Origin of the sequence: Rhizobium sp. K102, from assembly GCF_022385315.1 — a bacterium.
GTDB classification, from domain to species: Bacteria; Pseudomonadota; Alphaproteobacteria; order Rhizobiales; family Rhizobiaceae; genus Rhizobium; species Rhizobium croatiense.
In genome coordinates, this window is the sequence record NZ_CP092434.1 from 97,921 (window position 1) to 110,901 (window position 12,981).

Annotated in this window: 6 protein-coding genes and 7 pseudogenes; 6 read left to right on the top strand and 7 right to left on the bottom strand. The window is 56.1% G+C overall.

Features of this window, described 5'->3' with window-relative positions:
- Positions 1-8 precede the first annotated feature (8 nt).
- Together MHI61_RS03480 and MHI61_RS03485 are read right to left on the bottom strand one after the other, a co-directional pair.
- On the bottom strand, positions 9-2,072 hold the full coding sequence (locus MHI61_RS03480; RefSeq protein ID WP_011427411.1) for a recombinase family protein: 2,064 nt from the start codon (positions 2,070-2,072) through the stop codon (positions 9-11).
- Complete coding sequence (locus tag MHI61_RS03485; protein WP_037145433.1) at positions 2,062-2,259, bottom strand: hypothetical protein; 198 nt, start codon at positions 2,257-2,259, stop codon at positions 2,062-2,064. Before MHI61_RS03485 ends, MHI61_RS03480 begins: the two co-directional genes overlap by 11 nt.
- A gap of 342 nt (positions 2,260-2,601) precedes the next feature.
- On the opposite strand from MHI61_RS03485, the pseudogene MHI61_RS03490 reads away from it, so the two are divergent.
- Both MHI61_RS03490 and MHI61_RS03495 read left to right on the top strand, forming a co-directional pair.
- Positions 2,602-2,736 (top strand): annotated as a pseudogene (locus tag MHI61_RS03490) (IS3 family transposase); the annotation flags it as partial.
- A 129-nt stretch (positions 2,737-2,865) separates the two neighbouring features.
- A pseudogene (locus tag MHI61_RS03495) lies at positions 2,866-3,069 on the top strand (transposase domain-containing protein); the annotation flags it as partial.
- Between the two features lie 97 nt (positions 3,070-3,166).
- Here MHI61_RS03495 and MHI61_RS03500 read toward each other — a convergent pair.
- Positions 3,167-3,313: pseudogene (locus MHI61_RS03500) on the bottom strand (transposase); the annotation flags it as partial.
- Positions 3,314-3,863: 550 nt separating this feature from the next.
- Here MHI61_RS03500 and MHI61_RS03505 point away from each other — a divergent pair.
- Complete coding sequence (locus MHI61_RS03505; protein WP_103671223.1) at positions 3,864-5,441, top strand: hypothetical protein; 1,578 nt, start codon at positions 3,864-3,866, stop codon at positions 5,439-5,441.
- A gap of 543 nt (positions 5,442-5,984) precedes the next feature.
- On the opposite strand, the gene MHI61_RS03510 is transcribed toward MHI61_RS03505, so the two are convergent.
- Entirely contained in the window at positions 5,985-7,142 is a 1,158-nt protein-coding gene (locus tag MHI61_RS03510) for a hypothetical protein (RefSeq protein WP_011427406.1), read from the bottom strand.
- 934 nt (positions 7,143-8,076) lie between these two features.
- A pseudogene (locus tag MHI61_RS03515) lies at positions 8,077-8,535 on the bottom strand (IS256 family transposase); the annotation flags it as partial.
- A gap of 155 nt (positions 8,536-8,690) precedes the next feature.
- On the opposite strand from MHI61_RS03515, the pseudogene MHI61_RS03520 reads away from it, so the two are divergent.
- Positions 8,691-9,279, top strand: a pseudogene (locus tag MHI61_RS03520) (IS5 family transposase); the annotation flags it as partial.
- A gap of 303 nt (positions 9,280-9,582) precedes the next feature.
- Positions 9,583-11,262, top strand: a complete 1,680-nt coding sequence (xopAG, locus tag MHI61_RS03525; protein ID WP_011427403.1) for a XopAG/AvrGf1 family type III secretion system effector — start codon at positions 9,583-9,585, stop codon at positions 11,260-11,262.
- Positions 11,263-11,325: 63 nt separating this feature from the next.
- Here the strand turns inward: xopAG and MHI61_RS03530 are convergent.
- A pseudogene (locus tag MHI61_RS03530) lies at positions 11,326-11,451 on the bottom strand (IS5/IS1182 family transposase); the annotation flags it as partial.
- A gap of 218 nt (positions 11,452-11,669) precedes the next feature.
- On the opposite strand from MHI61_RS03530, the pseudogene MHI61_RS03535 reads away from it, so the two are divergent.
- Positions 11,670-12,129, top strand: a pseudogene (locus tag MHI61_RS03535) (IS110 family transposase); the annotation flags it as partial.
- 141 nt (positions 12,130-12,270) lie between these two features.
- Here the strand turns inward: MHI61_RS03535 and MHI61_RS03540 are convergent.
- A complete protein-coding gene (locus tag MHI61_RS03540) occupies positions 12,271-12,762 on the bottom strand; it encodes a hypothetical protein (RefSeq protein ID WP_239789416.1) in 492 nt (163 codons plus the stop codon).
- Positions 12,763-12,981: the final 219 nt, after the last annotated feature.

Sequence of the window (12,981 nt, forward strand, 5' to 3'; positions counted from 1 at the left end):
CCATCTTTCTATGTCATTGAAAGAAATAGATTTTCCTGATCTGGAGGCGATCCCGCGGGGTGGCGAGGGTTCTTCCGTACACGATCGAGAATCTGACGTGCTTGCGGGGTCGCGAGTTTGGAACGGCTGAAGATCCATGGGCCATCGGGTAGCGGATGAGCCCCCTTAATATCGCCAGCCTCGGCCGCCAGACGCAGCGTCTTTGGCGATATCCCGAGTAACTTTGCCGCACCGCCCAGATTAAGCCATGGCTCAACCCCGTCGATCTGCGGACGGAAGACCGGAATCTTGCGATATGACCTCAGCGCGGTGACCCGCTCCCGTGTCCAGCGATTGCCATTGCCGGTCGTCAGTCCGTTGCGATTGAGGACACCGGCAATCACATCATCATTGGCGATCAAGACGAGCTGTTTCACAGCGTCGACAATGTCGTCAGGGGTCGCATTTCTTTGGCTACGGTGTCGCTTCGGCAGGCGCAGTTCGGTGTGGACGCCTCCAACCCAATGAATGACGAGGACGATCTCAGAGGTTCCATCATCGAGATCGGCGACCACTTCATTGATGAGCGTGCGCACGATGCGCTTCTTCAGCCTTGCATCGGTTGTCGGCGCCGTCCAGACGGCGCGAAGGTTTCCCGCAAGTGCGGTTACCTGTGATGCGGACATGGGGAACGGATGCGGCGTAACTGTCCGATGTTTGGCAATCTTGGCCTCGATCTCACCGACGCCAGTCAGCGCCTTGTTCCAGCGTGCTTCCAGCTCCGACGTCACCAGCCTATTCTCTGGATCGGCCGCGTCATATTGCCGGAATGCCCGGTCGGCTACATAGCGTGCTGCCTCGAGGTCGCGCATCAGGGCATCCTGAACCTGATCGCGTTGGTTGGCCATATTGCGTTCCGCCTCGACGGCGGCGGCAATGGCTCCTGGCTCGACCACGCCGAGAAGTGCCTCTTCGATCGCGTCATCGACCCGCAGACCGCCGAAGGCGATGCAACGTGGTTCGCCGTTGTCGAGCAACCCTCGCCAACAGGAATAGCGCGGGATGTTATGGTTGGCTCCTGTGTAACGAACCGTCAGCTTCCGGCCGCACCTTTTGCAGCGGAACAGGCCGGCAAGCAGAGCGTCGCCATGCTTCGGCGCTCCATGATGGCGACTGGCCGGTACATTGTCGCTGACCATCTTGCGGATCTCCTCCGCCCGTTCCCAACTGATGTAACCTTCGTGCGCATCCGGGATCAGCGCCAGCCATTCATCACGCGCCTTGCGGCGAATTCCAGATCGGCCATCGTATCCTGGTACGGAACGACTCTTACCATAAGCATAAGCGCCGCCGTAGATCGGGTTCGCAATCATCCGGTGGATGGTGGCATAATTTGGCCTGCGCCAGATGACGTCACCGTTGGCGCACCTGACGGGCAGGTCCAATCCCTGCTCAAGGAACCATAGCAAGGCCTGCCGGGCACTCCCGAGTTCGGTGACCTTGTCGAAGACGAGTGCGATGGCTTCCTGGATGCGCCGATTGGGATCCTTCTCGATCCTGTCACCGGCCTTTACGAAGCCGGCCGGAACAGTGACGACGAGTTCACCGCGGCGAGCCTTCTCATAGCGGGCGGAAAGGGAACGCTGACGCAAGAGATCGAGTTCATACTCGTTGAGGCTGCCCTTCAAACCCAAGAGCAGGCGGTCGTTGCCCTGGCGGGGCGCATAAACTGCTTCCTGGTCGACCAGGACGGTATCGACAACGCGGCACATCTCGATGAGTTGCTGCCAATCGCGGCTGTTTCGGGCGAAGCGCGATACCTCACGCGCGGCCACGGCGCCTACCTTGCCAAGGCAGACTTCCGCCACCATCCGATCAAATCCAGCGCGGGTCACGCCGCCGGCGGCCGAACGACCAAGGTCGTCATCCACCGTCTCTATATGTGACCATCCAAGCGCTGCCAGACGGTCGCGCATGGCGTACTGGAGGGCGCTGCTCTCTCGATTGTGCAGAACCTGGTGAGCCGAGGACTGCCGAACATAGAGGATGGCCTTCCGCTCCAGATGATGCGGCGCGATCTTCTCATGCATCATGACCGGCCTCCTTCTGTTGGCAGGCATGTCCGCACTTTGCGTGATCGACGAACAGCCGCACGATGAGCACCGTCAACGCTTGGCGGGTCTCCTCCGGCAACTCCGGCCATTGCGGCGTCCCTGCCGTCTTCCCCCGCTGCGGGGCCGAGAACAGATCGAACTGGCATGTCATGGGCTGGCGAGGCATGAACATCTCTCCGACTCGTTTCGTGAAAGACCAATGCTGCGCCCATTACCGAAGATTGCGATGAGGCATCAGCGTCCTTCAGCAATCTTGCCAAAGAATGCAGGCTTGCGAGATCGACGTGCGGGACCGCCAGGCTGCGCCAACAACCACTCACTGATCGGTCGAACATCCACGACGGGACCTCAAGAAGTCGACCAGAAGAAGAACCAGAAAGGCTGCAGCGGAAAATATGCGTCCCTTTAGACACCGCCTCATGCACGTGAACAAGCCGTCCGGACCAGGGATGCCACGGATACAGAAGCTCGCGAACCTCGGTCCCGTGGGTGTTCTGTCGTCGTGTTGTACAATAATTTCCGGCCGCACTCATCGCTCGGATATCAGACCCCGGCAGACTATGCCGGGACCATCGCCGCAACCGGCTCCAACGCTGCGCAAGATGAAAGCTTCGCGTTTCCGCCGGTTGCTCACACCGCGCCTAAGAACAGGATCGCATTGTTCATCGACGAGGAACTGGCGGATTCCACCATCCCACGTCCGGATGTCGGCGAGGAGACTTTGAAGGTCGTCGATTCCATTTTCGGTCAGACCCTTCGTGCCATCGGGCCAGACAAGGGCGGCGAGCGCATCGCAAATATCCTGACCATCATTGAGACTGCCAAACTCCATGGCCACAATCCACCGGAGATCTATTTGACAGACGTCCTGACCAGGATACAGGATCACCCCAAGGACCACCTCCAGGAATTACTGCCGTGGCTTTGGACGCCGGCGATGCGAGGCTGCGTGATGGCACGTTCAAGGTTCATCTAAACGCTGAAAGAAGTCGCCAGCATGATCGGCGAGAACCTCGATTGGCGGTCGCCTCCTCGAAGATGATCGACCGTGTCATGGTAGGTGAAGCGCGTCCCATAGTCTTCAGCCGGTTGGCTTCCGATACGTCCATGCCGCCGAATTTGGTCTTCCATTTATAGATGCTGGCATTACTGACGCCGTGCTTGCGGCAAAGCTCCGAGACCGGCGTGCCAGCCTCGTGCTCCCTCAGAACGGTGATGATCTGTTCGTCTGTGAAACGTTGCGCTTCATTCCCTGGTCAAGGTCAGATTGTCGACGGACAAGACCTCAATGGGGGAAATGATTGTAGCGCATGGCCATGGACTTAAAGCCAATCGGCAATTCAGGATAGACGGCCTTCGCCGGACGGATACGTACTATGGGCGTATTCGAGATGATAGCCGGTCGATCCGGCGCATCAACGACAGGTCGCCATCGAATATTGCATTACCGGGGCCAAGGTTATCGACGCCAGATGGGGTCTTGCTCTTACGGTTCACTTTAGCTTCGGATGTAACGCAATCACACCCCAGCAACTCGCCCTCCATGGTATAGTTCATATCAGGACAGTGAACGACATCGGCGAATTCAAAAGCAGAATCGGACGCCGCTCAGGAGGCCTGGTTTTCTTAGAGCTGCTGGCGTCCCAGGGTTAAAGTATCGCTGTTAGAACAAGTTTTGCTTCAACGCGACAATGCGTCATCAAAGACGCGATTTAGTGTGAACGCTGGCGATGAAGCTTGCGCTTCGGAAAGTGAGAAGGACCACGCACTATGGCCAATCGCACGAGAGAAATTATGGCGGTCAAGTATCTAACGGATGTCATGCGAAGCCGAACTCCAGCCTATGTTCCAGACGGCAGCATTAGAAATGAATTAGAGTGGCCGCGACCAGTCCCCGGCCGCTCCTTGAAGGACGCACTTGAAATTCGAATAGACCGGCTTCTAAGTCGAACTATTCCCGATACGCCTGCATATAATAAACAACGGCTCTATGCATTGAATGCAATACATCGAGCTAATATTGGTGAGCTTACCGCGAACCCGGATCCTAACGAACTCCATCGCGTCATTGATAAAATCTATGCAAGGCGCCCGCAGTTCCCGATAGCTCTTTCTCCTAATGTAGCTGCTGCACTTTATGAGAAACTGCAGCAATACGCCAAAACCAAAGAAGGCGACCCGCGAGAATTCCCACACATTGAAATTCTGGGTCACAGACGCGATGAACTGCAGCTTCATCAATTCGATGAAAACTTTTCAAGCGGTACGCCCCGTAATCCAGCTTTACAGAAGGCCACTCTGAAGGAGCTCAATACTTTGTTGGACAAGATCGTGCCGGACGGCGCTTTTTTCAATGGTCTGCGCCAGGCGGTAGTAGATGAGGTTTGGGAAAGTGGCGAAATCTTGTCACGCTGGGCTAAGCGGGAGGCGGAAATTGTGGAAACGAGGGCCACCACTGGCGAAATAGGCTTCATCCCGAACTCCTTTCACTATGGCAAAGTGACGGTGATCAGAGCCATTGAAGAGAAAATCGTTCCTCGGAGATCGGAGTTACTACCGCAACAAAGGTTAACTCCAGAAACTGCTGTAGACATCGCAAGGTTGATACAACGGCATTGCGACCTAACCTGGCAGCGTGGTGGTAATCGTTTTTTCCTGCCCAAGCAACTGCCAAAAGGGATTAGGGACTCAATACGTCGAGCGCCTCCTCAACGAGGGCGTAACAGAGTCGCCAAGGAAATGGCAACGCGTGTTCTTGATGCCATGGACGCGGTCGTTGGCCCTCGTCGCGGAAACTTCGCGAGCCGCGCGTGGTTCCTCAAAGCGGCGTCGGAACACCGGGAATACTGGCTGGAGCGGAACAGTACGGCAGCAGATTCCCCGACCCTTTTCTCGTTGCTCCGCAGCTATTCGCGCGTCTTGAAATCAAGGACTTTGGAGATGGAAAGGCTTGTGCGAACCATAGAGGGTTACCACCGAGCCTGGCAAGGTCGTCTGCGCGAACTGCCAGAGAATGATCATCTAAAGAGATCAACAGTACCCGTACGGTCGAGCAAAATCGATTTAGAACATTCCCAAGTCATGCTTGAACTTGCCAAGGCAGCCAATATGCCTGGTCAACAGAAACTAAAACTGCCGCATCGCAATGAGTCAAAGGTGGTGGCGCCGGCTGAAAATCTGGCACGATCTATATCACCAAAAATAAAAGCGCCGCACCCCTTACAAGGGACTTCCGGCTCTTCCAGCCATAACGTCAATGGAGATATTGAAATAGGCAAATCGCCTAATGGGAGTAAGCGGCCACGCGAACTGGAGGAACGTGAGAGGGCCAACTCGATCAGCCTCTGAGAGATAGGTAACTTTTCGTGGCAACTGGCCACCTGTCAAGGGTCGACCACGTTGTTTTTTAAATGATCCTCTCGCTCGTTGCGGGAGCGCTCGCGGACAATTTTGATTGTCGATACCGGATCAATACATGGAGAGGTAATCGCGGCGCGATCCCCTTCCGGCATGCCCCTGGAGGATGACTACCTGCATTGCCGGGACCAAGGGTGTCGACGCCAGATGGGGTCTGCTTGCCGCTTAGTGCTTGCGCGGCATAACAGGATCTGCCGTTCGGCAACACGGAGTAGCAAGCTGGACGGCAGGTAGTGAGGGTGATGAGATGATGGGAACCGGACGAACCGGGGATTGGATTAATCCGAGATTCTCAAGACGCTCCGAGCGCGTTAATTTGATTGAAACCCGATCCGGGGATCCGGGGACTTCATCACGGGCCGCGGCCTTATGCGCCGCTGCGCGAAGGCGGGCGCATGGCTTGCACGCACCAGAGCGGCATCAGAGATTTTCTCTCTTGCAACAAACGGCCGCTCGAACGCGCGAATCGTGAGTTTAATAATCTAACCCGGGGCTGCGAGTCCGCTTACGCTCGTTTAATTCGCGTCGATTGCCTTCCGATCCATTGATCTCATCATGCGCCGCCTTCGATCCCAGCGCGGCGGCCGGTTCTTGCAACGAAGTGCCTTTTGACTTGCGAAAGCTAATGGTAGCGGGGTCAAAAGCTAGCCTCTCCGCGTCATCTACACCATCTTCCATACGACCAGTTGCAGCTTTGGTATGGCTCCCTTCTCCAGTCACATACGCTCTCCACGCCGACCGGTCGTCATCGAACGCCCCCGAAGAGTGGCTGTCCTCGTTCGATCGCTGTGACCTTTCAGGAGAGACATTTTCGTCCCGAAACAATTCGTTGCTACCAGGCGAGGCCGTTCGGCTGCTTAAGCCCTCTGTCCCTGATGCGGGCGAGGGTGCAGATTGCGCCTCGAAGAACGGGTCATGATCGACATCCGCTCGCCTCGCCTCGGCCTCACCATCAAGGCGTACCAGCGTTGGATCTCGCTTTTCCCTTTCCAACTGATGGGAAAGCAAGCCGATACTGGGCTCGATATCATGGATCAACGCGACGTCGTCCCTCGACCGATCTTGGAATAAATGGTCTATCGTGTACAGGCGCTCTCTAATATCCTCATACAAATGGCTCACCTCATCAACCAGCTCTATTGCCTGCTCAGACGTGAACGGGATGGTGGGTCGCACCTGTCTGGGCAGGCCCCTCTCCCGCGCTCGAAGGAACCGAAAAAGCTCCTCGGATTTGTCAATAGCATTTAAGCTCTCAGCGATTGTTTCACCGGTAGCAGTCCAGCCGAGCCCTTGCTGGTAGGGAGCGAAGTCGGTAAACTTCCCAACTCGTTCAATCAGCAAGCGCCGCCGATTGAGTGTTGGGCGGCCTGGGTCAATATGCTCATCAATCATAAGGCCCACAGCGTGGAAGCGAGTCTGAATCTCCGGACAAAAGACCGCCGGCTCACGCCTATGGATTCCTTCAGCGATGCACTCCCCGATATAGCCTACCGCCCGTTCGCGTGCTATTGTAGCTTCAGCCATATCCCACAACTCATTAGTGCGGTTGGCCCAGCGTTTCTTTAACCTTGATAGGTTCGCCAGTGCAACGAAGGTATCCAAGCTGTCTTTCATGGAAAACTCGTTGTTCATTTTCAACTCGTCTCTTTGTTTGCTGAGTCGACGGGGAGTAGTGTTAAACGGCCTGCAATCTTAAAGGCGTCGCGGTCTGCTGCTATGCTACGCAAAGCGCTGGTTGAATCGGCCCCCGTTTGAGCCGCCCCTAAAATGTTTGAAGGAAGCGTCTTCGGCCAAACCTCATGTTTGGCGGTGAGTTGGAAAGACCGTGTGGGTTTGCGTTTTCGACCGGAGTTTTCGCTTTCAAGCGTTTCGCAATCTCGGTCGGCCGCGCGCGCTCTGTGCTAGAGGACGCTTGGTCTCGCAATCCATCGTCGTGTAACTCCGGTGTTTCCAAGTCGTACGTCTAACACCCAGAACCGACTAGCTGAACCAAAATCGTGTTGCATTTGTCGCTCGTTAGCTATGCAAGCCAATCCTTCTTGCGAAGATGACGCGCGGCGATGCGGTTGAGAAGGTCGGCAAGCCGCGCCCGCGGAGTGGCTGTCGCACGGATTGATTAAAGCAGCCTAACCTGCGGCCTTCACCGACCTTACGTGAAGCAGGTTTTGTTATACGCTCAAGAGCGGACCGCTTCATTGGCGACTTGTGGGGATACCGTCCGCAAAAGTCGTCACGATCTTCAAATGCAGAAATGTGCAAACTACTTCGCAGTCACCCAGCACATCGTTGCGCTAAAACGCTCATTTGGTTATCGTTGAGCAAATTAAGCCGGGGCAATTCGAATCCGTGCAACAGTTCCAGCATTTGCGATGGAGAACTTCAAGGACCAGAAAAGGTAAAAGCCGCGCCGAACCCAAGCTCGGGCGGTTTGATGACGACTTTTCATATCTTCTAATAGCAAACCTCCCAGCTCGATCCAGTCTAAAACGCCCGTGGGATCGTGTCCATGGAAGTGGTGTAGGTCGCGGCTGATGGCCGTGCTTTCCGACATTGGGTCGGAGGGATATCAGCGAGCCACAGCGGGCAGACTGATTTGCGGATCATCGCTCATTTGCGCCATGGTCTCAAGGGTCATGTATCTGGCGCGTTGGACGGCCCATTCATCATTCTGTTCGAGCAGCAATGCGCCGACGAGACGGACGATAGCATCATCGTTCGGAAAGATACCGACGACCTCGGTACGTCGCTTGATTTCGCCGTTGAGACGCTCGATTGGATTCGTCGAATGCAACTTTGCCCGATGCTCTTTCGGAAAAGTCATGTAGGCAAGCACGTCCTCTTCCGCATCGTCCATGATGGTGGCGAGCTCCGGCACTTTTGGTCTGATCTGATCGGCGACGCTGCGCCATTGAGCGCTTGCTGCCTCCGGCGTCTCCTGGGCAAAGGCCGTTGCAATGAAAGCGGAGACCACCCGCCTACCGCTCTTTCCAGCATGCGCGAGCACGTTCCTCATGAAATGAATCCGGGGGCTGAGGCCCGCGGTCGGGATGCCGACAGCCGCTCCACGCTGCGTCAGAAGAAGTCTATGGCCATCGTCGCCAGCCTCTTCGATCTTTGGGAAAAGGAATGGGCAAGGTCTAGCGATCCATGATGCCCAGGGATGTTCCGCCTGCAGTCCTATTTCTACAATGGCGAGCGACAGGGTTATGGGGCCGGATCAACCATCATCTTGTGATGGAGGCGCGTGACTTGGAATGTCGGGAGGCCTCGCCGTCTGCGGGCGTGATCGACAGTCAAAGCGTGAAAATCACGGAACGTGGGGGAATTTCGGGCTATGACGCGGGCAAGAAGATCAAGGGACGCAAGCGTCATATCGTCGTCGACACGCTCGGACTGATGGTCGGCCTCATGGTTCACAGCGCCGATATTCAGGATCGCGACGGCGCGCCTGCCGTCCTCAAAACCATCAGGCGCTGGCCGTGGCTGAGGCATATCTTCGCCGATGGTGTTTATGCCGGACCGAAGCTGAAGGGCGCACTGCAAAAGATCGCTGCGTTCACGCTCAAGATCGTCAAGCGGACCGATAAGGCCAAGGGGCCTCGAGGTTCTGCCGCGTCGCTGGGTCGTGGAGCGCACCTTCGCATGGCTTGGCAGATGCCGACGATTGGCGAAGGATTGGGAAAAGTCCGTCGCATCAGCCGAGGCCTGGATCACTATCGCCCACATTCGGCTCCTGACACGACGCTTGGCAAGGTGCGGATATTGTTGAAACCGAGAGGAAGTCAATCTCCTGTGGTTGAAGAGGTGCTAGCTCGACGCGTGAACGGACCGCAGCAGCTACATTACAACTGTAACGCGCATGCGTTGACGCTCATCCCAAGCATTGTGGTATATAACCACATCCTCCACAGAAATGCCTCTGCTTTGAGAAATAGTGGCGCGGGGAGTTTCACATGCGTCTTAGTCGCCAAGCCAGCATCCGGCCAACTCTGGTCAAGCCGTCACATCCCAACTTTTGATCGATGCGTCGTTAATGTTACAGTTCCAATTTTAACTTTTAAGGAGCAGTGAGATGCGAATTGGGATTAAGCAACTTCCACGCTTTTCGCCACTACGGATCGTTGAAAGGCCGGGGCCGGCCACCAAGACACCGACTGCGCGCGATGTAGCGGTTAACTCACCCACTGTGCGTCCTTCCCCGCGCGCCGCAATCTCAGGTGGCGCGGATCCTGCGAAACCAAAGAAGGAGCTTGCAGAACAAGGAGCAAGTACAAGGTATAGCAGATCCCAAGGGCAAAACCTGCGTGGGTTGAAGTACGCCTTGTTAATAGCTGCTGGGGGCTACGCCTACGATAAGATCGTCAATGACTTTCCCCTCTCCACCACATCGCTGCATGACGGTAAAAAAGGATTCACCTCCAGTGAGCGGCTCAGGAGGGCTCAAGGCAGGGCACGAGAAGCTCACACGCGGTATCATGCGGCCACCGCTGAAACTCAGCGTCTAAACAAGCCGCCGATAAATCGAATTCGTACCTGCGGCGATAGACAATTTGTCACCATGATTGACTACCGGGCAGCGACGCGTGTTCACATTGCGCGGCGGGTGGACTCTGCTGATGCCCGCCGGTCGCTCGCCCTGAATCTGAATTGCATGAGGGGCCTTCTCGTGAAGGACGACTGCGTGGCAAGGTATATGCCGCCTCAGGTTCCGAAAAACTTCGACCTAACAAAAAGCCCAATCTATGACGAGAAGAATAAGTATGCGCTGACGGGAGTTTTCAACGAGCAGACCGGCGCGTATGGATACACGTCAAGATCGATTACTCATCCATTCATCAACAACGGCGTCCGGCACTTCAGGAACACTTTCCGAAGCGAGAAGGGCTTGTCGTTCAAGAACTGCGTCGAGATGCTCGAGCCGCTCCTGGCCGGTAAGACCTGCGGTCTTAGCGAAGAGGCGCAGTTTGCGGCCGGTCAGACGATCCTAAACTTCAGAAAGGTATATGCTGCTGAGGCGCACTGGGGACATGCCGAAAACGTTCTGATGAAGACGCTAATCGAGCATGGTTTGCTCTCCAAAGAGGAAACGGAAAAGCTCGATGCGACCTTAATGTTTGAGGATCCCAAGAAGAATAAGCTCAAGCGCAATTCCAGTTTGGTGGGGCCGTGGCTGCACAAGCTAGACATCTGGCTCCAGGAACTGCGATCCGGCTATGATCCCGAGCTTGTTGAGGATCTGAACCACCCGGAAATAGCAGGCATGAAGAACCTGCCGATCGCTCATGTAAAGCTGAATGAGCAAGGAGACGGATTCGAAGATTGTTCTGGACTTGGTGACTCATTTACATGCGCAAACGCCGTCGCCTGCATGAACCACGCGCGTCTGATGAGTGGTCAGGCACGGTTGTCAAAGAAAGAGGTCATTGTGATCGTAGCCTGCCTTAACGCCGTATACGACGACACGAGTTCGATTCGGCATACACTCCACGAGGTGGCGCGTGGCTGTTTTGTGGGCGCTGGATATACGGTTGAGGATGCAGACGCTTTCTATCGTGAAGTCTGCCGAAAAGCAGCGGAAGAGTACTATGGCGGCAGGAATATATCGGGCCGTTTGCAAGGCAATTCGCCTCATTCAAAGCCTGCGGAAGGAAGTCTTCTTAGGAAAGAACCGGATCTGAGAGAACCGCGTAACTCCGAAATGCGGCTGTCTGCAGCGCGTTCGCGTGACCGAAGTCATGGATTTGGCTTGTGAAAACAAACGCCGTGCCCGATTGTTCTGCTGTCAGCGAGGCATCGTAATCTATGACGGGCACCTTGTGGCCGCGTGCTGATGAACGCGGCCACAGGTTGAGCCGGTCATTCCGACGTCGCCATTATAAGCCCCTGAAACAGCTTCGGGATGTCGATCCCAGTCAACGGCTTTTCGCCAGTGGACGAAACGGCCGGATGCGGAGGTGTGATCAGGTTCGGCGTCACGATGAAGGGGTGCGTGGACATGAACAGGTTTTCGAAGGGAAACACACCTTCCCCGGTCGGCCGACGTGCACGAGCAAGTTTTATGATGACCTGTGACCTGACCTGATGTGATGGACGGCCTCCGCTCTCGGCATCGCAATGTGCCAAGATGTGGGTGTCGAACTCACATCAGGAGATGCATCCATGGAGAAGGTTACCATAATTGGCCTGGATATCGCTAAGCAGTATTTCAGGTTCACGGGATCAATGAGGCAGGCGCGATCGTGTGCCGTCGCAGGCTTCGCCGTGACGATGTCGTTACATTCTTCAAGGTATTGCCGCCGTGCCTGATCGGAATCGAGGCTTGCGCGACCGGACACCACTGGGCTCGGGTTCTCATGGCACTGGGTCACGAGGCTAGGTTGATGCCGGCGTCTTACGTTAAGCCCTACGTGAAGCGTCATAAGAATGATGCGACCGACGCCGAAGCGATCTGCGAGGCGGTAACGCGGCCAACTATGCGCTTCGTTCCGGTGAAGAGCGACGAGCAACAGAGTGTGCTGATGCTGCATCGGGTCCGCGAGCTTTTGAGCGGCAGCGGACGATGTTTGTGAACGCCTTGCGCGGCCACTTGGCCGAGTTCGGCATCGTGACGCGTCAGGGCATCCCCGATGACAGATGACGGCAGGTCGAAAGGAAGAGGCTCAGCGGGCCGTTCTCGCCATCATTGCGATGGTCTCGCAGGCATTTCAACGAAGGGCCGCTGTCGCCGCCCTCCGGATGGTCGAGCCCGCCGCAGGATTGATTACGATCCTGAGCACCTGATGTTGCTGACACGGGAGGCGCTTACCGCGATACCGGTTTCGCATGTGATATCCTTGACGATCGGCGCAAGTGAGCCGAGTTCGTCATCGGTGAGCGCAATCAGCTCCGGATAGTCGATGTCGACGCCGGTATAGTCCGCCGTCAAAGCGCTGGACCAATCGCCGCCGTTGATGCGGTATTCATGCGTGTCGAAATCGATGTCGAGCTCCTCCAGCAGGATGATGGTGAAGCGCCCGAGGATCTCGATCTCACCTTCCAGCCGGTACGCGGCATGGTCGTCGTCGCCGGCAAGAATGCTCCGCTCCAATGCCATGATGGTCCGGATACGACCAGCAGCCGCCTCCAGTCCTTCCAGCAGTCGCTTATGGAGCTTTCGCGAAACGTCGGTATCGCAGCCGAAGCGGTTCGCCAGGACGACGAGCCGGAAACCGGAAAGCTTGGTGTAGAGCGCAAGGTTCTGGTCAGATGTCATTGTGTGATCTCCTTCATCTTGATGACAGAGATCGGCCACTCGTGGCAAAGAGGGGTCAAGGACCGCGGGACGTGGCGCGCAAGCGGGGGAACCGATTTTTTCGGGAAGCGAAGGCGGCGGAAAAATTGGGGGAGACCGCGCCGTCCTTGACGCCGGATTTGCTGGAGTAAACTGGGACGTCAGAGAGAGAAGAGACCCGCGGATCCGGAGGGGACGCGA

Excerpts from the sequence above, each read along its gene's own strand:
- MHI61_RS03480 (WP_011427411.1), bottom strand. The coding sequence starts at position 2,072 with ATGATGCATGAGAAGATCGCGCCGCATCATCTGGAGCGGAAGGCCATC.
- MHI61_RS03485 (WP_037145433.1), bottom strand. The coding sequence starts at position 2,259 with ATGCCTCGCCAGCCCATGACATGCCAGTTCGATCTGTTCTCGGCCCCG.
- MHI61_RS03505 (WP_103671223.1), top strand. The coding sequence starts at position 3,864 with ATGGCCAATCGCACGAGAGAAATTATGGCGGTCAAGTATCTAACGGAT.
- MHI61_RS03510 (WP_011427406.1), bottom strand. The coding sequence starts at position 7,142 with ATGAACAACGAGTTTTCCATGAAAGACAGCTTGGATACCTTCGTTGCA.
- xopAG (WP_011427403.1), top strand. The coding sequence starts at position 9,583 with ATGCGAATTGGGATTAAGCAACTTCCACGCTTTTCGCCACTACGGATC.
- MHI61_RS03540 (WP_239789416.1), bottom strand. The coding sequence starts at position 12,762 with ATGACATCTGACCAGAACCTTGCGCTCTACACCAAGCTTTCCGGTTTC.